General features: G+C 65.7%; 21 protein-coding genes. 16 read left to right on the top strand and 5 right to left on the bottom strand.

What is annotated here, in order from left to right; genetic code table 11:
* The 5 genes from SJH88_RS05500 to SJH88_RS05480 all read left to right on the top strand — a co-directional run bounded on the left by SJH88_RS05500 (position 1) and on the right by SJH88_RS05480 (position 4536).
* Complete coding sequence (locus tag SJH88_RS05500; RefSeq protein ID WP_274753831.1) at positions 1 to 1047, top strand: alpha/beta hydrolase family protein; 1047 nt, start codon at positions 1 to 3, stop codon at positions 1045 to 1047.
* Positions 1025 to 1882, top strand: coding sequence for an acyl-CoA thioesterase (locus SJH88_RS05495; protein ID WP_420921719.1), 858 nt, complete (start codon positions 1025 to 1027; stop codon positions 1880 to 1882). The genes SJH88_RS05500 and SJH88_RS05495 overlap by 23 nt, the downstream gene beginning before the upstream one ends.
* Positions 1883 to 1968: 86 nt before the next feature.
* Positions 1969 to 2757, top strand: a complete 789-nt coding sequence (locus SJH88_RS05490; RefSeq protein WP_234686948.1) for an enoyl-CoA hydratase — start codon at positions 1969 to 1971, stop codon at positions 2755 to 2757.
* Between the two features lie 533 nt (positions 2758 to 3290).
* Positions 3291 to 3749 carry a thioesterase family protein gene (locus SJH88_RS05485; RefSeq protein ID WP_274753830.1) on the top strand — a complete coding sequence of 153 codons (459 nt, stop codon included), beginning with the start codon at positions 3291 to 3293 and terminating at the stop codon, positions 3747 to 3749.
* Positions 3750 to 3945: 196 nt separating this feature from the next.
* Positions 3946 to 4536, top strand: coding sequence for a bactofilin family protein (locus SJH88_RS05480; RefSeq protein ID WP_274753829.1), 591 nt, complete (start codon positions 3946 to 3948; stop codon positions 4534 to 4536).
* Between the two features lie 78 nt (positions 4537 to 4614).
* On the opposite strand, the gene SJH88_RS05475 is transcribed toward SJH88_RS05480, so the two are convergent.
* The gene (locus tag SJH88_RS05475) at positions 4615 to 5067 is read right to left on the bottom strand and encodes an acyl-CoA thioesterase (RefSeq protein WP_274753828.1); all 453 of its coding nucleotides are present in this window, start codon (positions 5065 to 5067) and stop codon (positions 4615 to 4617) included.
* 42 nt (positions 5068 to 5109) lie between these two features.
* Here SJH88_RS05475 and SJH88_RS05470 point away from each other — a divergent pair, with 42 nt between their 5' ends.
* The 4 genes from SJH88_RS05470 (at position 5110) to SJH88_RS05455 (ending at position 10505) form a co-directional block, all read left to right on the top strand.
* Positions 5110 to 6927, top strand: a complete 1818-nt coding sequence (locus SJH88_RS05470; RefSeq protein ID WP_045266178.1) for an ABCB family ABC transporter ATP-binding protein/permease — start codon at positions 5110 to 5112, stop codon at positions 6925 to 6927.
* A 36-nt stretch (positions 6928 to 6963) separates the two neighbouring features.
* A complete protein-coding gene (locus SJH88_RS05465) occupies positions 6964 to 7905 on the top strand; it encodes a 2-hydroxyacid dehydrogenase (RefSeq protein ID WP_274753827.1) in 942 nt (313 codons plus the stop codon).
* A 122-nt stretch (positions 7906 to 8027) separates the two neighbouring features.
* Positions 8028 to 9866 carry a Na/Pi cotransporter family protein gene (locus SJH88_RS05460; RefSeq protein WP_274753826.1) on the top strand — a complete coding sequence of 613 codons (1839 nt, stop codon included), beginning with the start codon at positions 8028 to 8030 and terminating at the stop codon, positions 9864 to 9866.
* Positions 9867 to 10148: 282 nt separating this feature from the next.
* On the top strand, positions 10149 to 10505 hold the full coding sequence (locus SJH88_RS05455) for a DUF1304 domain-containing protein (protein ID WP_274753825.1): 357 nt from the start codon (positions 10149 to 10151) through the stop codon (positions 10503 to 10505).
* Positions 10506 to 10633: 128 nt separating this feature from the next.
* Here SJH88_RS05455 and SJH88_RS05450 read toward each other — a convergent pair whose 3' ends face one another.
* From SJH88_RS05450 to SJH88_RS05440, 3 genes are read right to left on the bottom strand one after another with little or no spacing between them, the layout of a single operon-like run.
* Entirely contained in the window at positions 10634 to 11674 is a 1041-nt protein-coding gene (locus tag SJH88_RS05450; RefSeq protein ID WP_274753824.1) for a DctP family TRAP transporter solute-binding subunit, read from the bottom strand.
* Positions 11675 to 11729: 55 nt separating this feature from the next.
* Positions 11730 to 13028 (bottom strand): TRAP transporter large permease, encoded by a 1299-nt coding sequence (locus tag SJH88_RS05445; RefSeq protein ID WP_274753823.1) that lies wholly within the window; start codon positions 13026 to 13028, stop codon positions 11730 to 11732.
* Positions 13025 to 13570, bottom strand: a complete 546-nt coding sequence (locus SJH88_RS05440) for a TRAP transporter small permease (RefSeq protein ID WP_043383008.1) — start codon at positions 13568 to 13570, stop codon at positions 13025 to 13027. Before SJH88_RS05440 ends, SJH88_RS05445 begins: the two co-directional genes overlap by 4 nt.
* A gap of 197 nt (positions 13571 to 13767) precedes the next feature.
* On the opposite strand from SJH88_RS05440, the gene SJH88_RS05435 reads away from it, so the two are divergent.
* The 5 genes from SJH88_RS05435 (at position 13768) to SJH88_RS05415 (ending at position 18276) form a co-directional block, all read left to right on the top strand.
* Complete coding sequence (locus SJH88_RS05435) at positions 13768 to 14718, top strand: LysR substrate-binding domain-containing protein (RefSeq protein WP_081770705.1); 951 nt, start codon at positions 13768 to 13770, stop codon at positions 14716 to 14718.
* Between the two features lie 347 nt (positions 14719 to 15065).
* Positions 15066 to 15965 carry an amino acid ABC transporter substrate-binding protein gene (locus SJH88_RS05430; RefSeq protein ID WP_274753822.1) on the top strand — a complete coding sequence of 300 codons (900 nt, stop codon included), beginning with the start codon at positions 15066 to 15068 and terminating at the stop codon, positions 15963 to 15965.
* 107 nt (positions 15966 to 16072) lie between these two features.
* Positions 16073 to 16828 (top strand): amino acid ABC transporter permease, encoded by a 756-nt coding sequence (locus SJH88_RS05425; RefSeq protein WP_042418090.1) that lies wholly within the window; start codon positions 16073 to 16075, stop codon positions 16826 to 16828.
* A 3-nt stretch (positions 16829 to 16831) separates the two neighbouring features.
* The gene (locus SJH88_RS05420) at positions 16832 to 17503 is read left to right on the top strand and encodes an amino acid ABC transporter permease (protein WP_045266184.1); all 672 of its coding nucleotides are present in this window, start codon (positions 16832 to 16834) and stop codon (positions 17501 to 17503) included.
* 32 nt (positions 17504 to 17535) lie between these two features.
* A complete protein-coding gene (locus SJH88_RS05415; RefSeq protein WP_045266185.1) occupies positions 17536 to 18276 on the top strand; it encodes an amino acid ABC transporter ATP-binding protein in 741 nt (246 codons plus the stop codon).
* Positions 18277 to 18382: 106 nt separating this feature from the next.
* Here the strand turns inward: SJH88_RS05415 and SJH88_RS05410 are convergent, their stop codons facing one another.
* A complete protein-coding gene (locus tag SJH88_RS05410) occupies positions 18383 to 19162 on the bottom strand; it encodes a siderophore-interacting protein (protein WP_274753821.1) in 780 nt (259 codons plus the stop codon).
* Between the two features lie 86 nt (positions 19163 to 19248).
* Here SJH88_RS05410 and pyrC point away from each other — a divergent pair, with 86 nt between their 5' ends.
* Positions 19249 to 20292, top strand: coding sequence for a dihydroorotase (gene pyrC / locus SJH88_RS05405; RefSeq protein ID WP_274753820.1), 1044 nt, complete (start codon positions 19249 to 19251; stop codon positions 20290 to 20292).
* A gap of 150 nt (positions 20293 to 20442) precedes the next feature.
* Positions 20443 to 20989: NYN domain-containing protein (locus SJH88_RS05400; protein ID WP_274753819.1), on the top strand; the 547-nt coding region annotated here is incomplete at its 3' end.

The raw sequence follows: 20989 nt of genomic DNA, 5'->3' as shown, positions 1-20989 counted from the left end.
ATGACGCAGGCGCGCGCAGCCAACCCGGGTGTGGAGGTGCGCTGGCAGGCCGGCACGCTCGAGGTGCCGGGCACCGCAGGGCCGTTGGCCCTGCGCCAGTGCCAGCCTGTCAGTCAGGCTGTCTGTGCCCAGGTGGTGATCGCGGCCGCGATTGGCGTGCCGCAGCGTTTTTACGCTGCGTTTGCGCAGTGGCTGGCGGCCCATGGCTATGCCGTCACCACCTTCGACTACCGAGGGCATGCCGAGTCCCTGCATGGCCCCTTGCGCCAGGTCCGCGCCGATTTGCGCGACTGGACGGCCGACTGCGCCGCCGTGGCCCAGCATGTGCGCGCCCAGGCCCCCGGCCTGCCGGTGCTGTGGGTGGGGCACAGCGTGGGCGCCCAGTTGCCGGGCATGAGCGCGCAGCCCCTGCCCATCGACGGCATGCTGTGCGTGGCCAGCGGCAGCGGCTACTGGCGTGACAACGCACCGCCCACGCGGCGCAAGGTCTTGCTGTGGTGGTACGGCATTGCGCCGCTGCTCACGGCATTGCATGGCTGCCTGCCGGGGCGGCGCTGGGGCCTGGTGGGGGACCTGCCCGCCGGTGTGCTGTGGCAGTGGCGCCAGTGGTGCCTGCACCCCAACTATGGCATCGGGGTGGTGGGCGAACCGCTGCGCACGGCCTATGCCGCGGCGCGCTATCCGCTGCATGCCTTTTCGATCGACGACGACGAGATGATGTCCTGGCGCTCGACCACCTCCCTGGTCAGCTGGTACCGCGATTGCCCGTCGCGCGTGGAGCGCCTGCATGCCGTGCACGTGCCGGCCGGGCGCATCGGGCATTTCGGCTTTTTCCGTACCGAGATGGAGGGCGCGCTGTGGCCGCGCGCCCTGGCGGTGCTAGAGCGCTGGCGCGACCGTGCGCAGGCCATGACGCCTAGGGGTCAGCCATATCCGGAGCGGCGCTCTACAGTCACTAAGATGGACCCTGGTGCGGGCTCGCCACAGCCCGGACAAGGTGAGCTTTTCTCGGAGACCGCATGCTATGAACACCCCGCAAGCCCCTGAGCCGGGCGCCACACCCGGCGCCCACCCTCTGGATATGGCCCTCAGACTGATTCCCGAACACGACGGCAGCGCGCGCGGTGTGGCACCGGCTGCGTACTGGAACATGGTGGGGCCGTATGGCGGCATCACCGTCGCGCAGATGCTGCAGGCCGTGCTGCAGCACCCCGAACGGCTGGGCGACCCGCTGTCCATCACCGTGAATTTTGCCGGGCCGGTGGAGGCGGGCGATGTCCGCATCGAGGCCGTGCCCGTGCGTACCAACCGCTCGACCCAGCACTGGACCGTGTCCATGGGCCAGCGCGATGCGCAGGGGGCCTTCGTGGTCAGCACCACGGCCACGGTGATCACGGCCGTGCGCCGCGACACCTTCAGCGTGGACGACCTGCCGCGCCCCGCCATGCCGGACCCGATGCGTTGCGAACGCTTCGACACGCGCGGCGCCATGGAATGGCTGCAGCGCTACGACATGCGCGTGGTGCAGGGCGCGATCCCCAAGACCTGGGATGACAGTGGCCATGAAAGTCTGTCCCAGCTGTGGGTGCGCGACGATCCACCGCGTCCGCTGGACTTCGTGGCGCTGTCGGCGCTGTGCGATGTGTTCTATCCTCGCGTCTGGCTGCGCCGTGCGCGCCGGGTGCCGGCAGGCACCGTGGGGATGACCATCTATTTCCACGCCGATGCCGCACAACTGGCACGCCAGGGCGACAAGCACCTGCTGGCGCAGGCCAGCGCCCAGGCCTTTCGCAACGGCTTCTTCGACCAGACCGCCCAGCTGTGGGACAGCGAGGGCGTGCTGCTGGCCACCAGCCACCAAATCGTTTACTACAAGGAGTGACAGGCGCCGGTTGCGCCACCGGCCCGCAAGACCGCGGGTGGGGCGCAGCCTGGCCTGGTGCTGCTTGGTTTTTTGCAGGAAATTTCATGACCACGACCGACTCCCCCGACATCCTGGTGCACACCGAAGCCGGTGTGCGCACCATCACGCTCAACCGCGTGGACAAGAAGAACTCCATCACCCAGGCCATGTACAGCCGCATGGCCGAGGCACTGACCAGCGCCGCCACCGACGAGGCCGTGCGCGTGGTCGTGCTCCAGGGTGACGCCACCGTGTTCAGCGCGGGCAACGACATCGGTGACTTCCTGGCGCGCCAGGGCGGCCAGGGCCTGCCCGAGCAAAGCCCGGTGTTCCAGTTCCTGCACGCGCTGGCCGACTTCCCCAAGCCGCTGATCGCGGCCGTGGCCGGCCCCGCCGTGGGCATTGGCACCACCATGCTGCTGCACTGCGACCTGGTCTATGCGGGTGACAACGCGGCCTTCTCCATGCCCTTCGTGAACCTGGGCCTGTGCCCCGAAGCCGCCTCCAGCCTGTTGCTGCCCCGCCTGATGGGCTACCAGCGTGCGGCCGAGGCGCTGCTCCTGGGCGAGCCCTTCATGGCCGAAGCGGCCCTGGAAGCCGGCCTGGTCAACCGCGTGGTGCCGCCCACCGAAGTCAACGGTGTGGCCCAGGCCCAGGCGGCCAAGCTGGCGGCCAAGCCGCTGTCGGCGCTGATGGCGACCAAGCGCCTGATGAAGGCCGGCCAGCGCGCCGAGATCAAGGCCCAGATGGCCGAGGAAGGCCAGAGCTTTGGCCGCATGCTGACCGAGCCCGCGGCCCGCGAAGCCTTCACCGCGTTCATGGAAAAGCGCAAGCCCGATTTCAGCCAATGCTGAAGCATGCCGTGCCGCATGAGCGGCACGCACTGCGCGGCCAGCGAGCGTTTTCACCCCAAGAGACACGCGGATGGCAGGCCGTGTGGAAACCGTGGCCTGGCGGGTCCCGACCTGGGGACGGTGCAGTTGGCGCTCTCACCCTCAACGCCAGCCCGATGTCGGCCCACGCTGAAGTGGGGCGGTCCGTGGGAGTGCTACCAGGGCCGCAGACGGCAGGTGTTGCCGTGTGAAGCGCACGCCTGGCCTGCAACCGGGGCCGGCGCTTGCCAGCGCTGTGGGCACAAGCAGGGCGGTGGGGCTTAGCGCGGGAGCGGCCCCAACGCCCGCGAGCCGTCACGCCGTGCCGCAACCGGCGCAGACACCGTGACAGGTCGCACGGTGGGTGAGCGTGGGGAATCCTGTTTCATGAGCTTGCTGCGCACGTATTTCAAGGGTTTCAGCGTGTTTTCTATCTGAAATCCTTTTTTATCGTGCGTAACCAGCTCTTCTTTTTGAAGTGTTGCCATGCATGCCAAAAAACCGAAGCCGCGCCCGTGGCGTTTGAGCCGGAGTTCATCGCCGCCATCAAGCAGCTGTCTGAGGAGCTGATCTGCTTCAACCAGGTGCTGGGCCTGAAGCTGGACCACATCACCCCGACCGAGGTCACGGCGCACATCGACATGCGGCCGCAGCTGGTGGGGCACTTTGCCTACAACCGCATCCACGGTGGTGCGATCAGTGCCGGGCTGGATGCCATGGGTGGCATCGCGCTGATGGTGGCCCTGGCTGCCAAGCACATGGACGAGCCGGTGCTGCAGCGCATGCAGCGCTTTGCCAAGATCGGCACCATCGACCTGCGCGTGGACTACCTGCGCCCCGGCATCGGCGAACGCTTCACGCTGCGGGCCGAGGTGCTGCGCCTGGGCTCGCGCGTGGGCACGACGCGCATGGAGTTTTTGGGCGCCGATGGCGCGCTGCTGTCGGCGGGCATGGCCGCCTACATCGTCTCCTGAATTTTTTCATAGCACGCCCCGCTGCGCTGCCGGCCTGCGCAGGCCTGAACGCGCCAGCGCGGCCCAGGGGTGTGTGCGCAGGCAACAGCGGTAAGCAGACGCCACGGTCGTAGTCTTTGCTTACGCATGTTGCGAAACGAGGGATGGTGTGGCGCGCGGTGCTTTCTAAGCTCATGGCTTTCTATCAGGAGGATGCATGGCCGTGAACAACCCCTTTTTCACCAAGCGCGACACACAGAACTTTGCGACCCGCCCTGGCACGGTCGGCAGCTTGAACAGCACCCCCGGCAACGGCCTGAATAGCCACACCCCGGTGGCCGAGCCGCAGCAGCCCCGTGCCGTGGCCCCCGAGGTCAGCACCGCACCAGCAGCCACCACGGACAGCCCCGTGGCCGAGCAGGGCGGCAGCAAGCTGACCGTGGGCCCCAACATCAAGCTCAAGGGGGTCGAGATCACGGACTGCGACACGCTGGTGGTGGAAGGCACGGTGGAGGCGACCATGGACTCGCGCGTCATCCACATCGCGCAGCAGGGGGCTTTCCACGGTTCGGCCGAGATCGACATCGCCGAGATCCATGGCGAGTTCACCGGCAGCCTGACCGTGCGCCAGAAGCTGGTGATCCACAGCACCGGCAAGGTCAGCGGCAAGATCCGCTACGGCAAGCTGGTGGTCGAAGAGGGTGGCCAACTGGCCGGTGAGGTCGAGGTGGGCGTGGGCAGCCGCACCGAGCGTGCACCCGTCAGCGCACCGGCCGCCAAGCCGGCCGCGCAGATCGCCGTCGCCTGAGCGGCGCCTGGGGCCATGCCAGCCCCATGCACAAAGCCCGGTGCGGTCACGTACCGGGCTTTTTTGCGGGGTGGGGCGTCAGCCCTGGGGTGCCAGGCTGGCGGGCGCGAGGTCGGCCGCGGGCAGGTCCAGCGGGCGCGAGTTGCCGTGCGCGTCGATGGCCACGTAGGTCAGCACGGCTTCGGTCACCTTCACGTACTCGCCCTGGTGGGTCATGCGTTCGGCAAACACCTCGACATCCACCGTCACCGAGGTGCGGCCCACGCGCGTGACGCAGGAGTAGAACGACAGCACGTCGCCCACGCGCACGGGCTGCTTGAAGATGAATTCCTTCACGGCCACGGTGGCCATGCGGTTGCCGCCGGCCAGGCGCATGGCCAGCACGCAGCCGGCCAGGTCGACCTGGGACATGACCCAGCCGCCAAAGATGTCCCCGTTGGCATTGCAGTCCCCGGGCATGGGAACGACCTTGAGCACCAACTCTTTGTCCGTGGGCAGTGCAACGCTGGGTAAGTCTGGGGAACGGGGCATGGGAGACAATCCGGGAACAAAAACAACCCGGAATTGTCCCCCATGCGTCGCAGCGGTGAAACAGCCTCCCCACAACCCTCAGCTTCCAACGTGGCTAATGCGGCCGAATGGTCCGCCCTGCGCCGTTTGCTGCCCTACCTGTGGCAGTACAAATGGCGCGTGCTGGCTGCGCTGCTGTTCATGGTGGGCGCCAAGCTGGCGAACGTGGGCGTGCCGCTGCTGCTCAAGCAGCTGGTCGACGCCCTGGGCGTGCGCCCCGGCGATGCCAGCGCACTGCTGGTGGTGCCGGCGGGCCTGCTGCTGGCCTACGGCGCGCTGCGCTTTTCCACCTCGCTGTTCACCGAACTGCGCGACCTGGTGTTCGCCAAGGCCACGCAGGGCGCGGCGCGTTCCATCGCCCTGGCCACCTTCCGCCACCTGCATGCCCTGAGTCTGCGCTTTCACCTGGAGCGCCAGACCGGCGGCATGACGCGCGACATCGAGCGCGGCGTGCGCAGCACCGAATCGCTGGTCTCGTACTCGCTCTACAGCATCCTGCCCACGCTGATCGAAATGCTGCTGGTGCTGGGCATTCTGGCGTTCACCTTTGACTGGGGCTTTGCCGCCATCACGGCCGTGGCACTGCTCACCTACATCACCTTCACCGTCAAGCTGACGGAGTGGCGCACCCAGTTCCGCCGCGCGGCGAATGTGCAGGACTCGGCCGCGCACACCAAGGCCGTGGATGCGCTGCTGAACTACGAGACCGTCAAATACTTCAACAACGAGGACTTCGAGGCCCGCCGCTACGACGAGAACCTGCAGGAGCTGCGGCGCGTGCGCCTCAAGAGCCAGCGCTCGCTGAGTCTGCTCAACGGCGGGCAGCAGCTCATCATCGCCACGGCCCTGGTGGCCATGCTGTGGCGCGCCACGCAGGGCGTGGTGGCCGGCGAGATGACGCTGGGCGACTTCGTCATGGTCAACGCCTTCATGATCCAGCTGTACATCCCGCTGAACTTCCTGGGCACGCTGTACCGCGAGATCAAGCAGAGCCTGGCGGACCTGTCGCGCATGTTCGTGCTGATGGACCAGGCCCGCGAGGTGGCCGATGCGCCGGGCGCGGTGCCCCTGCAATTGCAGGGCCAGCCCGAGCTGCGCTTTGACGACGTGCAGTTTGCCTACGACCCGGCACGGCCCATCTTGCAGGGCGTGAGCTTCACCGTGCCCGCCGGGCGCACGGTGGCCGTGGTGGGGGCCTCGGGCGCGGGCAAGAGCACCCTGGCGCGGCTGCTGTACCGCTTCTATGACGTGCAGGCGGGCCGCATAACCATCGCCGGCCAGGACATCCGCCAGGTCACCCAGGACAGCGTGCGCCGTGCCATCGGCATCGTGCCGCAGGACACGGTGCTGTTCAACGACACGGTGGCCTACAACATCGCCTATGGCCGCCCCGGCGCCACGCAGGCCGAGGTGGAGGCCGCCGCCCGGGCCGCGCGCATCCACGACTTCATCCAGTCCACCCCGCAGGGCTATGCCACCAAGGTGGGTGAGCGTGGCCTGAAGCTGTCGGGCGGCGAAAAGCAGCGCGTGGCGATTGCGCGCACCCTGCTGAAGAACCCGCCCATCCTGATTTTTGACGAGGCCACCTCGGCCCTGGACAGCCACACCGAGCGCGCCATCCAGCAGGAGCTGGCCAGTGCCGCCCAGGGCAAGACCACGCTGGTGATCGCACACCGTCTGTCCACGGTGGTCGATGCCCACGAGATCCTGGTGATGGACGCGGGCCGCATCGTCGAGCGCGGCACGCATGCGGCTTTGCTGGCGCAAGGGGGGCGCTATGCCCAAATGTGGGCGCTGCAACAAAGCGCGGAGCACCAATAATGCTGGTTTTCCCCTGACTGCTGATTGCGATTGCCCATGTCTGCCTCCAAGCCGCTGTTGTTGGTGCTGCACGTTCTGTCCGATGCCCACCTGTCCCAACTTGCCCAGTCCTTCGACGTGCTCTATGCCCCGGATGCAGCGCGCTGCGCCGAGGCGCTGGCCGCCCACGGGCCCCGGGTGCAGGCGGTGCTGACCGTGGGTGCCATCGGCCTGAGCGCGGCGCAGATGCAGGCCATGCCCCAGCTGCGCTGGGTGGGGGCCCTGGGGGCCGGCTATGAAAACATCGATGTGGCCTACGCCCGGGCCCACGGCATCGCCGTGAGCAACGGTGCCGGCACCAACGACCAGTGCGTGGCCGACCACGCCTTCGGGCTGGTGATCGCCGCCGTGCGTGGCCTGGTGCGGCTGGACCGCCTGACGCGCCAGGGCGTGTGGCGCAACGACATCCCGCTGCCGCCTAACGTCTCCGGCAAGCGCCTGGGCATTCTGGGCCTGGGCACCATCGGCCAGAAGATTGCGCGGCGCGCGCAGGCCTTCGACATGCCCGTGGGCTACCACAACCGCCGCCCCAAGGACGGCGTGGACTTCACCTATTTCGACAGCGTGCTGGCGCTGGCGCAGTGGGCCGATGTGCTGCTGGTGGCCACCCCGGGCGGCGCCGGAACCCGGCACCTGGTCGATGCCCCGGTGATCGCGGCGCTGGGGCCGCAGGGCTATGTGGTGAACATTGCGCGCGGCTCGGTGGTGGATACCGCGGCCCTGGCGCAGGCCCTGCGCACCGGGGCGCTGGCAGGTGCCGGCCTGGATGTGTATGAAAGCGAGCCGCTGCCGCCCGCCGAGTTGCTGGACCTTGACAACGTGGTGCTGACCCCGCACGTGGCGGGCTGGTCGCCCGAGGCGGTGCAGGCCACGGTGGATTTGTTCCTGTACAATGCGCACCGTCATTTCGCCGGCCAACCGCTGGTGACGCCGGTGTAAGCCCCTGCGCCCACCTACACTGCGCAGTTGGCCGCCACCGCCCGCCTGTGCGGCGCCCGGGCCTGCCGGGGCGCCCGGCGGTTTCCGGGGCGGAACCCCAAAACGACTGCCCAAGGTGTGATGTGCTCAGTCCTCCCGCTTATTGCAAACATTCGCTGATCGTCCTGGCTTTTGCGGCGCTGGCCTGGTCGTTCTGGTTCAGCCACGGCTGGCTGGTGCTGTGCGCGGGCCTGGCCCTGTTCCTGTTCGGCATGCAGAACCTGGAGCAGGGCCTCAAAAGCCTGGCCGGGGGCAAGCTGGAAGGCTGGCTGTCGCAAAGCACGGCCACGCCGTTCAAGGGGCTGCTGTTCGGCACCGCCGCCACCTTTGTGCTGCAGTCCAGCACTCTGGTGTCGCTGCTGACGATCGCCTTCCTCAGCGCCGGGCTGATCACGCTGGCGGGCAGCATTGCCGTGCTGTTCGGCGCCAATCTGGGGGCCACCAGCGGCATCTGGCTGTTGGCCATGGCCGGGCAGAACCTGAGCATGGCGCCGCTGGCCATGCCCCTGCTGGTGTTTGGCGTGCTGCTGGGCTTTGCCGGCGACAAGGGTAAGGCCATCGGCCGCTTCCTGCTGGGCATTTCGCTGATCTTCCTGGGGATTGACGAGATCAAGCAGGGCTTCTCGAGCTTCGGGGATCTGCAGCTGAACCGCTACAGCGCCGAAGGCGTGCGTGGCGCGCTGCTGTTCGTCGGGGTGGGCACGCTGATCACGGTGGTGCTGCAGTCCAGCCACGCAACCCTGATGCTGACCCTGGCCGCCCTGGCCAACCAGCAGTTGGAGCTGCCCCAGGCCCTGGCGATCGCGATTGGCTCCAACGTCGGCTCGGCCGTGTCCACGGCCGTCATGGGCATGATCGGCAGCGCGCGCCCCGGCCAGCGGCTGGCCGTGGCGCACGTGGTGTTCAACTGCACCACGGCGGTGATCGCTTTTCTGCTGCTGGCGCCCATGACCTGGGGGGTGCAGCAGACGGCCGCGGCCGTGGGTCTGGGCGACAACCCGCTGATCCAGCTGGCCATGTTCCACACCCTGTTCAACGTCATGGGGGTGCTGGTGTTCTGGCCCCTGCAGCGCCAGCTGGCGCGGGCGCTGGAGCGCTGGCTGCCGGACCTGCAGGAGCCCGAGGTGCTGATTGCCACGCACACCGAGCAGGTGGCGCAGACCACGCGCGCCCGCTACCTGCAGCCTGCCGCGCTGCAGTCGGTCGAGAGTGCCTGCAGCGCGGTGTCCAAGGAGCTGCAGCACATGGGCCGCCTGGGGCTGGAAGTGGTGGCCCACGCGCTGTACGCACCGGTGCAAAGCCTGCAGGCGCCGCTGGAGCGCGAGGACCCCGAGCTGCGCCTGCGCCTGCAGCAGCAGGCCATCAATGCCGACCTGCTCTACAAGGCCCACATCAAGGGGGTGTACGCCGATTTGCTGGAGTTCATGGGCAGCATGGTCCTGCCCATGGATGGCGCGCAGCAGGACTACTGGCACAACAGCCAGGTCGCGGCCTTCCAGCTGGTGGAAGCCGTCAAGGACGCCCACCGCCTGCAGCGCAACATGCACCGCTATCTGCAAGGGCCCGACGATGCCCCGGCCCGCAGCAGCTACCTGGAGCTGCGCCTGCACATGCTGCAGACGCTGCGGGACATGCGCATGCTCAGCGTCTCCGACATGCCCGAGCCCGAATGGGCCGCGCAGTTGCAGGCCATGGACGAGCGCATCACCGCCTTCGACGCCCAGTTCCGCAAGCACCTGTTCGCGGCCATCCGCGGCGGGCTGCTGGACAGCCTGACGGTCAGCTCGCTGATGAACGACCTGGGCTTTTCGCACAGCATCATCCAGGGCCTGCGCCATGTGCTGCTGCTGGGTGAAGGCCATGAAGCGGCGCGCCAGCAGCAACTGCTGATGGGGGAAGCGCCGCTGATCCAGGCGGCCTGAGGATAGGCATCCAAAAGGCCGCTGGACCAGGTCCATCCTGCGCAGACAGCTATGCTTTTTCTGCGGCCTTCAGGTCTTGCCGGGCTCTGTGGCGGCGGTCCCCAGTCCCGACTGCGCGGTGCGCGGGCCGCATGCTCCGTGGCAACCCGGCTGGTGCTGCGCAGGCGGCGCCCCTAAGATGGCGGACCCCGGCGCCAGCGTGCGCCCGTTGCCCCATGGGCGCCCCTGCGGGGCAAAGCCCAGGGGCCTCCACCATCACTACCCACATCGGGAGCCTCACACATGCAATGGCTGGCCAGTTTCCTCGTCGCCGCGGTGGCGATCTTGCACCTCTACATCCTCGTGCTGGAGATGTTTCTGTGGACCAAGCCCCAGGGCCGCCGGGCATTCGGCATGACGCAGGAGCAGGCCCAGCAGACCAAGGTGCTGGCGGCCAACCAGGGGCTGTACAACGGCTTCCTGGCCGCGGGGCTGATCACGGGCCTGTGCATGGGCGCCGAAGGGTTGACCTTCCAGGTCTTCTTTCTGGCCTGCGTCATGGTCGCCGGGGTCTATGGCGCGATGACGGTATCCAAAAAGATCCTGTTCATCCAGACCGTACCGGCCGCCCTGGCCCTGACTGCCGTGCTGGCGGCGTGAGCCGGCGCATGCCCCGGCCTGCGCTGCCCCTGCGGGCACAGGTGCGTGCGGGGCGGGCATAAAAAAACGGCGCAGACCGTGCGTGGGTCTGCGCCGTGCAAGCGGGGCCGGTCAGGCCCCGGAATGCATCACTGCTTGCGTGCGGCAATCGCCTTTTCGGCCATGTCCACCAGGTTGGTGCCGATCTGCGGCTTCCACTTGGTGTAGACGCTCTTGGTGGCGTCGGCAAACACCTTGCGCTGCGCGGGGCTCAGGTCGGTCACGGTCACGCCCTGGGCAGTCAGCTCCTTGACCAGGGGCTTGTCGGCCTCGCTCATGCCCTTGCGGGAGATGGCGATCTGCTCCTTGGCGGCATCCAGCGCGGCCTGCTTGACGATGGCCTGGTCGGTCGGGGTCCAGCTGGCCCACACGTCCTTGTTCACCACGTAGATGAGCGGGTCGTTCATGTAGCCCCACAGCGTCATGTACTTCTGGCCCACGGTGCTCAGCTTGGCGGCCATGTACACGGACACGGGGTTTTCCTGGCCGTCCACGGCGCCGCTGGCCATGGCGGGCTGGGCATCGGCCCAGCTCATCTGCGTGGGGTTGGCACCCAGGGCGGTGAAGGTGTCCAGGAACAGCGGCGAGCCGACCACGCGGATCTTCATGCCCTTGAGGTCTTCGGGCTTGCTGATGGCCTTCTTGGAGTTGGAGATCTCGCGGTAGCCGTTCTCGCCCCAGGCCAGGGGCAGTACGCCGGCCTTGTCGATGGTCTTGAAGATTTCCTGGCCGACCTGGCCCTGGACCACGGCATCCACGGCCGCATAGTCGGGGAACAGGAAGGGCAGCGAGAACAGGTTCAGCGCCTTGACCTGGGGCGACCAGTTGATGGTGGAGCCCACGGCCATGTCGATCACGCCCTGGCGGATGGCGCTGAATTCGCGCGTCTGGTCGCCCTGGACCAGCGAGGTGCCGGGATAGAGCTTGATGTTGATGCGACCCTGGGTGCGCTCGCGCACCTTGTCGGCCCAGATTTCCGCGCCCTTGCCCCAGGGGAAGGCCGTGCCCAGCACCACGGACAGGCGGTACTCACTCTTGTAGTTGGCGGGCGCCTGGGCGTGCGCAGGCAGGCCCAGGGTCAGCAGGGTGGCGGCAGCGGCCGAGGCCGTCAGAAAGGTACGCAGTTGCATGGGTTGTCTCCTCTTGGGTTGGGTTTTTGCAAGCACTCGGGGGAAAGCGGGGGGCTCAGTAGCCCAGTCGGGCCGGCAGCCATAGCGCCAGTTGCGGGAAGGCAATCACCAGCAGCATGACCAGGAACATGGCGATCAGCATCGGGATGACCCAGCGCACGGTGGATTCCATGGGCACGCCGGCGATGCGACAGGACACCATCAGGTTCACGGCCAACGGCGGCGTGAACTGGCCCAGGGCCACCTTCAGCGTCAGGATCACACCGAACCACACGGGGTCCCAGCCGTAGTGCTGCATGATGGGCAGCAGCAGCGGCACGAAGATCAGGAAGATGGAGATGCCGTCCAGGAACATGCCCACGGTGATCAGCAGCAGGATCAGCAGCATCAGCACGCCGTACTCGCCCAGGCCCGACTGCACGATGGCCTTGGCCACCGGATCGATCACGCCCAGCGTGGACAGCGAGAAGGCGAAGATGCCCGCCAGCGACACCACCAGCAGGATCACGGCCGACAGCTCGCCCGCCTCGCGCAGGATGGGGAACAGGTCGCGCACGCCGATGGTGCGGTGGATGCACATGCCCACGAACAGGCCGTAGAACACGGCGACCACGGCCGCCTCGGTGGGGGTGAACCAGCCGGCGCGCATGCCGCCCAGGATCAGCACCGGGGCCGCCAGACCCCAGATGGCCTCCTTGAAGCTTTGCCACAGCGCGGGGCGCGGCAGATCGGCTTCGAGGTGGCCCATCTTGTGGCGGCGTGCCATCCACACAGCGGGCACGACCAGGGCCAGGCCGGCCAGGATGCCGGGGATCATGCCGGCCGCAAACAGCGCTGGCACCGAGGCGCCGGGCACCAGCACCGAGTAGATGATGAACGCCACAGAGGGCGGGATCAGGATGTCCGTGGCGGCGGCGGCGCCGACCACGCTGGCCGAGAAGCTGCCGGGGTAGCCGGCCCGGTACATGGCCGCAATCATCACCCCGCCCACGGCGGCGGCATTGGCCGGGCCGGAGCCCGAGATGCCACCCAGGAACATGGCCACGGCAATCGCCACCAGCGGCAGCATGCCGGGGCCACGGCCGACGATGGCGATCGCAAAGTTCACCAGCCGCGCGGCCACGCCGGAGCGGTCGAAGATGGACCCCACCAGCACGAACATGGGGATGGCCAGCAGCGGGTACTTGCCCAGGCCGGCATAGAAGTTCTGCGGCACGGCCAGCAGGCCGAACCATTGCACATCCAGGTTGGCCAGCGCAATGCAGGCCGCACCCGCCAGGCCCAGGGCCGCTCCAATCGGCACGCCCAGGATCATCAAGGCCAGGAAGGCCACGAACAGCAGCGTGGCGATCATGCAGACTCCTGCTCGTCGGTGGCCACTGCCTCGAACTGCGCCAGGCGGCCTTGGCGCCGGAACAGGCCGATGGCCCGCGCCGTGATGGCCAGCGAGCAGATCGGCAGCCACACGGAATACCACCACTGCGGCACACCGATGCCGGGCGAGGTTTCCTCGTAGCGCCAGTCGTCCCAGACGACGCGCGCGCTGAGCGCCGCAATCAAAGCAAAAAGCAGAGCTACTGACGCAGACCCCAGGCGGGCTAGCAGCTGTTTTCGTGCAGCAGTGCCGCGGCTGGTCAGGAATTCGATGCGGATGTGCTGGTCGCGGGCGACGGCGGCACTGCCGGCCACCATGGCCAGCAGGATCATCAGGAAGATGGAGATTTCCTCGGTCCAGGCAAACGAGGCGTCGGTGAAATAACGCACCAGGACGTTGGCAAAGGTGATCAGGGCCAGCAAGGCCATGATGATGACGGTGAGCCAGTCTTCAATGCGCAGGGCACGTGGCTGCTCGGGGCCTTCGGCCTGTGGGGCCGGGCTGTGGGAAGGTTCGGACATGTCGCGGAATCGTGAACAAAAGCAAGGCAAACGCTAGTGCGATTCCGGTCCTGTCGGTGTTGTGCACGCACAGCCGGACGCTGAGCCCTAGCACGGATGGCAGCGAGAACTCGAAACGCATTATTGAGACTTTCGCAGCCCTTGGCTATGCGGGTGGCCCTAGGGTGTCAGGCTACGGCAAGGCGATAATCAGGGGCATGGAAACCAAATGGCTTGAAGATTTTGTCAGTCTGGCTGAAACGCGCAGCTTCAGCCGCTCTGCCCAGTTGCGCCACGTCACACAGCCAGCTTTCTCGCGCCGTATCCAGGCGCTGGAGGCCTGGGCCGGGACCGACCTGGTGGATCGCAGCTCTTACCCCACGCGTCTGACGTCGGCGGGCAAGACCATGTACGACCAGGCGCTGGAGATGCTGCAGTCCCTGCAGAGCACGCGCTCCATGCTGCGGGCCCATGCCAGCAGCGACAAAGGCATGGTCGGCTTTGCCGTGCCGCACACCCTGGCCTTCACCTTCTTTCCGGCCTGGGTGTCGCAGGTGCAGGAGCAGTTCGGCTCCTTCAAGAGCCGGCTGATCGCCCTCAACGTCCACGATGCGGTGATGCGCCTGGTCGAAGGCGGCTGTGACCTGCTGATCGCCTACCACCACAGCTCCCAGCCTTTCCAGCTGGACATGGCGCGCTATGAAATGGTGCGCCTGGGTGAAGAGTTGCTGGCGCCGTATGCCAAGCCTGATGCCAATGGCAAGCCCCTGTTCATGCTGCCGGGCCATGCCAGCGAACCCTTGCCGTTTCTGGCCTACGGCCCGGGCGCCTACCTGGGGCGCCTGACCGAATTGCTGCTCAAGGAGGCCTCGATGCCGGTGCACTTGGAGCGGGTCTATGAAACCGACATGGCCGAAGGCCTCAAGGCCATGGCCATCGAGGGCCACGGCGTGGCCTTTCTGCCTTACAGCGCGGTGCGCAACGAGCTGCAGTCCGGCCGCCTGGTCAGTGCCGTGCCCGAGGGGTCGCAGAAGTTCCAGCTGCCCATGGATGTGCTGGCCTACCGGGAAAAGCCCACCGGCAAGGACGGCGCCAAGAGCGTGGTCCAGGCCCTGTGGAGCTTCCTGCAATCCCAGGCCGAAGGGCTGGAGAAAGCCAAGGCGCAGTGAGGTTCTTGCCCTAAGAGTTGGCACAGGTATTGCTTGCATTTGCGGCAGTGCCTCCCGAGAAAAAAAGCGACTTTCCCGAGGCCGGGAACGTCGCTTTTTTTCATTGGTCCGCGGTCTGGACGCAAGAAAACTGCCTGTTCTAGGTGTTTCTCCGCATCAAACTTCTTCTTCAAATTGGTGCATACCTTTTAGGATGGAAGTCATTCCGCTTGGCTATGCCGGGTGGCGGAAAAGTCTGTCGCGTAGCTGACAAGTTGTGGCAGATTATGTACATTGTGCATGACCTCATGCGTAAGCTATCGGCTGCATGAGATTGCGTTGTCTCTAGTAAATCTGAGGAGCACTGAATGAAGAAACATTTGCTGGCCGTGGCTGTGATGGCATTGGCTGCTGGTAGCGCCATGGCGCAAGCCAACGACACATTGGCCAAGGTGAAATCGTCGGGCAGCATCACCCTGGGTGTGCGCGAATCTTCGGGTGCACTGGGTTACACCCTGGGCGATGGCAAGTACGTGGGCTTTCACACCGAGATGGCGGAAAACATCGCTTCCGACCTGCGCAAGCAACTGGGCCTGCCCAAGCTGGAAACCAAGTACCAGCCCGTGACGTCGCAGAACCGTATCCCCCTGGTGGTGAACGGCACCGTGGACCTGGAGTGCGGCTCCACCACCAATGACCTGAACCGTCAAAAGGACGTGGACTTCGCCAACACCACCTACGTGGAGCAGGTGCGCATCGCCGTGAAGGCCAACTCCGGCATCAACGATGTCAAGGACCTGAACGGCAAGACCGTGGCCACCACCACGGGCACGACCTCGGTGCAACTGCTGCGCCAGAACAAGCGCGCCGAAGGCATCGAGTTCAAGAACATCATGGGCAAGGACCACGCTGACAGCTTCCTGCTGCTGGAAACTGGCCGCGCCGATGCGTTCGTGATGGACGGCTCCATCTTGGCGGGCAACATCTCCAAGTCCAAGAATGCCAAGGACTTCAAGATCGTGGGCGAACCCCTGTCCACCGAGCCGATCGCCTGTATGGTGCGCAAGAACGATCCCGCCTTCCTGAAGGCCGTGAACGACTCGATCGCCCGCCAGGTCAAGGATGGCACGCTGGCCAAGCTGTGGGACAAGTGGTTCATCCAGCCTATTCCTCCCGCCAACGTGGCAGTGGGTCTGCCCCTGTCGGACGCCACCAAGAATGCGTGGAACAACCCCAACAACAAGCCTAAGGAAGATTACAACAAGTAATTCTTAGCCGACGGGATGCGCCCCACCTGCATCTTGCGGGCCGGGGCGTTTTCCGTTGGAGGGCCTGTCATAGACGGGCATAAGGTGGTTAACTGGAAGGAAATCCTATGAATTGGGATTGGCAAATGTTCTGCGAGGACACGCTGGACCGCACGGTGCGCGAAGGCTGTTTTGGCAAGGACGGCGACATCACCTACCTGGACTGGATGCTGTCGGCCTGGGGCTGGACCGTGTCCGTGTCCCTGCTGGCGCTGGTGCTGGCTTTGGTGGTGGGTGTGGTGATCGGTACCTTGCGTACCTTGGAAAACCGTCCCTGGACGGTGCGTTTCGGCAATGCGTGGGTGGAGTTTTTCCGCAATATCCCGTTGCTGGTGCAAATTTTTATCTGGTACCACGTGGTGCCATCCATCTTCCCGGCGATGAAGTCCGTCTCGGGCTTTGTGCTGGTGGTGTTGGCCTTGGGTTTTTTCACTTCGGCGCGGATTGCCGAGCAGGTGCGCTCCGGCATCCAGGCGCTGCCACGCGGGCAGCGCTATGCGGGCATGGCCATGGGGTTCACCACCTGGCAGACCTACCGCTACGTGCTGCTGCCGAATGCCTTCCGCATCATCATTCCGCCGCTGACCAGCGAGACGATGAACATCTTCAAGAACTCGTCGGTGGCGTTTGCGGTGTCGGTGACCGAGCTGACCATGTTCGCTATGCAGGCACAGGAAGAAACGGGTCGCGGCATCGAGGTCTATCTGGCGGTGACCGGTCTGTACATCGTGTCGGCCTTCACCATCAACCGCATCATGGCCTTCATTGAAAAGCGCGTGCGTGTGCCCGGTCTCGTGGCGCCCGGTGCGGCGGGAGGGCACTAAACCATGAATTTCTCTTTGGACTGGTCGTTTTACAACTGGGACCTGATCTCCAACTTTGTGATCAAGGGCCTGGGTTTCAGCCTGATGCTGACCGTCATCGCCACCCTGGGCGGCATCTTCTTCGGCACGGTGCTGGCGTTGATGCGGCTGTCGGGCAAGAAGTGGCTGGATCTGCCTGCCACCATCTATGTCAATGGCATGCGCTCCATTCCGTTGGTGATGGTGATCTTGTGGTTCTTCTTGCTGGTGCCGCTGGTCATTGGCAAACCGATTGGCGCCGAAATGTCGGCCATCATCACCTTCATCGCGTTTGAGGCCGCCTATTTCTCGGAAATCATGCGCGCGGGTATCCAGTCGATTCCACGGGGACAGGTGTTTGCAGGGCAGGCTATGGGCATGACTTACGGCCAGAACATGCGCCTGATCATCTTGCCACAGGCGTTCCGCAACATGCTGCCTGTGCTGCTGACGCAAACCATCATCTTGTTCCAAGACACCTCGCTGGTGTATGCGATTGGCGCTTACGACATGCTCAAGGGCTTTGAAGTGGCGGGCAAGAACTTTGGTCGCCCCATGGAAGCGTATTTGGCGGCGGCTGTTATTTACTTTGTGATCTGCTTTGCCCTGTCGTATATGGTCAAGCGGCTGCACAAAAAGATCGCCATCATTCGTTGATGCGCACGGTCTGAAAGATTGAGGATTTATTCATGATCGAACTCAAGAACGTCTCCAAGTGGTATGGCAGCTTCCAGGTGCTCAACGACTGCTCCACCCGCATTAAAAAGGGTGAAGTGGTGGTGGTGTGCGGCCCTTCGGGCTCTGGCAAGTCCACGCTGATCAAGACCATTAACGCGCTGGAGCCCATCCAAAAGGGTGAGATTTGGGTGAATGGCACGGCCGTGCACGACACCAAGCACACCAACTTGCCCAAGCTGCGTTCCACCGTGGGCATGGTGTTCCAGCACTTTGAGCTGTTTCCCCACCTGACGGTGACCGAGAACCTGACGATCGCACAGATCAAGGTGCTGGGCCGCAGCCCCGACGAAGCCAAGGTGCGCGGCCTGAAGATGCTGGACCGCGTGGGCCTGATGGCGCACAAGGACAAGGTGCCCGGCCAGCTGTCGGGTGGCCAGCAACAGCGCGTGGCGATTGCCCGTGCGCTGTCCATGGACCCGAACGTGATGCTGTTTGACGAGCCCACATCGGCACTGGACCCCGAAATGGTGGGCGAAGTGCTGGACGTGATGGTGAGCCTGGCCAACGAAGGCATGACCATGATGTGTGTGACGCACGAAATGGGCTTTGCCAAGAAGGTGGCCAGCCGCGTGATCTTCATGGACGTGGGCGGCAAGATTTTGGAGGACTGCACCAAGGAAGATTTCTTTGGCAACCCCGATGCGCGCCAGCCGCGTACCAAGGACTTTCTGGGCAAGATCCTGCAGCACTGAGCGCAGGCCCCAGGCACCCCAAAAGCCGCTGTCACCAGCGGCTTTTTCATGACCTCAAAGGCCTGCAGTGCTTATGCAGACTGCGCTGGGTGCTATGGTTGCTGCATCAGTCTTGGTCGGCCAGTTCGGCGTGGTGCGCGGCTTCGCCGTGCTTCCAGTAGGCGGCGATGCGCATGCGCTTGGGCGCGGCACCCTTGGCCAGTGCGATCTTGCGCAGGGCGGCCATGTCGCTGTGTTCGCCGGCGGCCCAGACAAAGCCGCTGCCCTCGGGCAGTGCCAGTGCCTCGGCCGCGTCGGTCAGCGCATCGACCCATTGCAGGTCGACCTGGGCCTGCGAGGGCAGGGCGCGGCGGTCGGCCTCGGGCACGGCCAGGCGCACCGTCACCTGGGCGCTGGCGGGCAGCTCGGCCAGGGCGCGCTCGACGGCCGGCAGGCCGCTGGCATCGGCCAGCATCCAGTACCAGTCAAAGTCCTTGCGGATCACCAGCGAGCCACGCGGGCCGGCCGCGCCCACCCACGAACCCATGGCGGCGGTGCGTGCCCATTCGGTGGCAGGGCCGTGGTCGTGCAGGGCAAAGTCCACGGTCAGGGTGTTGGTGGTCCAGCGCATCGGCGTGTAGTCGCGCATGGTGGGGCGGGGGCCGTCGACCATGGGCTTGCCGTCCACCAGCTGGGGCAGCAGGGGTTTGTCCAGGCCCGGCTGCGGCAGGATGAGCTTGAAGTGGTCGTCAAACCCCGCGCTGGCGAAGTCGCGCAGCTCGCCCACCAGGGTCAGGCGCAGAAAGCCGGGGCTGATCTGCTCGCGCGACAGCAGTTGCAGGTGGCGGGCCTTGAAGGGGTGGCGCACGCGTTCAAAAGCAGGGGCAGAGGTCACTTCGTTGGTCATTGTGTTGTGTTTTTAAATGAGAGTACTTCTCATTATGCACATGCGCAGGATTTCTGCAGGACCGCAGTCAATGGGACAATACGGCCATGACTGCCCCCACGACCCTCACCCTGACCCGTCCCGATGATTGGCACCTGCACGTGCGCGATGGCGATGCCATGCGCTGCGTGGTGCCGCACAGCGCCCGCCAGATGGGCCGCGCCATCATCATGCCGAACCTGAAGCCGCCCGTGACCACGGCCGAGATGGCGCTGGCCTACCGCGCGCGCATTCTGTCGGCCGTGCCCGCCGGCAACCAGTTTCAGCCGCTGATGACGCTGTACCTGACGGACAATCTGGGCCCCGAGGAGATCGTGCGCGCCAAGGCGGCCGGCGTGGTGGCCTGCAAGCTGTACCCCGCAGGTGCCACGACCAATTCCGACCATGGCGTGACCGACCTGCGCAAGATCTACCCCACGCTGGAAGCCATGCAGCGCGAGGGCCTGGTGCTGCTGGTGCACGGCGAAGTGACCGACCCCAGCATCGACCTGTTCGACCGCGAGGCGGTGTTCATCGAGCAGCAGCTCCGGCCCCTGCGCCAGGATTTCCCCGAGCTCAAGATCGTCATGGAGCACGTGACGACCAAGGAAGCGGCCGAGTACGTGGCCGCTGCCGACGACTTCCTGGGCGCCACCATCACGCCCCAGCACCTGCTGTTCAACCGCAACGCCATCTTCCTGGGCGGCGTGCGCCCGCACTTCTACTGCCTGCCGGTGCTCAAGCGCGAAACCCACCGCCTGGCCCTGGTGCAGGCCGCCACCAGCGGCAGCAAGAAGTTCTTCCTGGGCACCGACAGCGCGCCCCATGCCGCCCACCTGAAGGAAGCGGCCACGGGCTGCGCCGGCTGCTACAGCGCCCACGCGGCGATCGAGATGTACGCCGAGGTGTTTGACAACGCGGGCGCCCTGGACAAGCTGGAAGCCTTTGCCTCCTTCCATGGCGCGGACTTCTACGGCCTGCCGCGCAACACCGACACCATCACCCTGGTCAAGGAAAGCTGGACCCCGCCCGCCAGCTTCGAGTACGGCGAAGGTGCCCAGCTCAAGCCGCTGCGCTTCGGCGAAGCCCTGCCCTGGAAGCTGCTGGACTGAAAAAAGAGAAGCGGCCTGCGCTGGATTTGCAAGGAATTCAGGCGCAAAGCATGCTGAAAACCAGCAAGGAGCTGCGCAAGCAGCTCCTTTTTTGTGTTGGCAAGCCGCGGTGGCTCGGGTAGGCTGTGCAGCAGTCCAAGGAGTGCCTGCATGCCCACCGATGTCCAGCCGCGAATCGCCCTCTTGATCGATGCCGACAACGCCCCGTCGGAGATGATCGATGAAATCCTGACCGAGCTGTCCACCTTCGGCGTCATCAACACCCGCCGCGCCTATGGCAACTGGACCAAACCCGGCCTGCACGGCTGGCAGTCCAAGCTGCTGGAGTACGCCCTGCGGCCCATGCAGCAGTTCGACTATTCCAAGGGCAAGAACGCCACCGACATGGCCATGACCGTGGACGCCATGGAGCTGCTGTACACCGAAAAACCCGATGCCTTCGGCATCGTCTCCTCCGACGCCGACTTCACCCCGCTGGTCATGCACCTGCGTGCCAAGGGGGCGGCCGTCTATGGCTTTGGCGCCAGCCAGACGCCCAAGGCCTTCGTCAACGCCTGCTCGCGCTTTCTGTACTTCGATGCCCTGTCGGAGCTGGGCGACGGCGTCACCAGTCGCGCCGAGCGCCGCAGCCTGGCGCAGGAGGCGGAGGCCGGCGACAGCCTGGACCTGCCCGGCGTGCCGGTGCCCGAGCCGGCTG

This window comes from Comamonas sp. GCA5 (genome assembly GCF_036541385.1).
In the GTDB taxonomy this organism is placed as follows: Bacteria; Pseudomonadota; Gammaproteobacteria; order Burkholderiales; family Burkholderiaceae_C; genus Comamonas; species Comamonas aquatica.
The sequence above is the reverse complement of the archived record's forward strand: the minus strand, read 5'-3'. Positions and strand labels throughout refer to the sequence as shown.

Excerpts from the sequence above, each read along its gene's own strand:
- SJH88_RS05430 (WP_274753822.1), top strand. The coding sequence starts at position 15,066 with ATGAAGAAACATTTGCTGGCCGTGGCTGTGATGGCATTGGCTGCTGGT.
- SJH88_RS05410 (WP_274753821.1), bottom strand. The coding sequence starts at position 19,162 with ATGACCAACGAAGTGACCTCTGCCCCTGCTTTTGAACGCGTGCGCCAC.
- SJH88_RS05455 (WP_274753825.1), top strand. The coding sequence starts at position 10,149 with ATGCAATGGCTGGCCAGTTTCCTCGTCGCCGCGGTGGCGATCTTGCAC.
- SJH88_RS05420 (WP_045266184.1), top strand. The coding sequence starts at position 16,832 with ATGAATTTCTCTTTGGACTGGTCGTTTTACAACTGGGACCTGATCTCC.
- SJH88_RS05445 (WP_274753823.1), bottom strand. The coding sequence starts at position 13,028 with ATGATCGCCACGCTGCTGTTCGTGGCCTTCCTGGCCTTGATGATCCTG.
- SJH88_RS05480 (WP_274753829.1), top strand. The coding sequence starts at position 3,946 with ATGGCCGTGAACAACCCCTTTTTCACCAAGCGCGACACACAGAACTTT.
- SJH88_RS05495 (WP_420921719.1), top strand. The coding sequence starts at position 1,025 with ATGAACACCCCGCAAGCCCCTGAGCCGGGCGCCACACCCGGCGCCCAC.
- SJH88_RS05425 (WP_042418090.1), top strand. The coding sequence starts at position 16,073 with ATGAATTGGGATTGGCAAATGTTCTGCGAGGACACGCTGGACCGCACG.
- SJH88_RS05490 (WP_234686948.1), top strand. The coding sequence starts at position 1,969 with ATGACCACGACCGACTCCCCCGACATCCTGGTGCACACCGAAGCCGGT.
- SJH88_RS05415 (WP_045266185.1), top strand. The coding sequence starts at position 17,536 with ATGATCGAACTCAAGAACGTCTCCAAGTGGTATGGCAGCTTCCAGGTG.
- SJH88_RS05435 (WP_081770705.1), top strand. The coding sequence starts at position 13,768 with ATGGAAACCAAATGGCTTGAAGATTTTGTCAGTCTGGCTGAAACGCGC.
- SJH88_RS05450 (WP_274753824.1), bottom strand. The coding sequence starts at position 11,674 with ATGCAACTGCGTACCTTTCTGACGGCCTCGGCCGCTGCCGCCACCCTG.
- SJH88_RS05440 (WP_043383008.1), bottom strand. The coding sequence starts at position 13,570 with ATGTCCGAACCTTCCCACAGCCCGGCCCCACAGGCCGAAGGCCCCGAG.
- SJH88_RS05475 (WP_274753828.1), bottom strand. The coding sequence starts at position 5,067 with ATGCCCCGTTCCCCAGACTTACCCAGCGTTGCACTGCCCACGGACAAA.
- SJH88_RS05470 (WP_045266178.1), top strand. The coding sequence starts at position 5,110 with ATGCGTCGCAGCGGTGAAACAGCCTCCCCACAACCCTCAGCTTCCAAC.
- pyrC (WP_274753820.1), top strand. The coding sequence starts at position 19,249 with ATGACTGCCCCCACGACCCTCACCCTGACCCGTCCCGATGATTGGCAC.
- SJH88_RS05500 (WP_274753831.1), top strand. The coding sequence starts at position 1 with ATGACGCAGGCGCGCGCAGCCAACCCGGGTGTGGAGGTGCGCTGGCAG.
- SJH88_RS05465 (WP_274753827.1), top strand. The coding sequence starts at position 6,964 with ATGTCTGCCTCCAAGCCGCTGTTGTTGGTGCTGCACGTTCTGTCCGAT.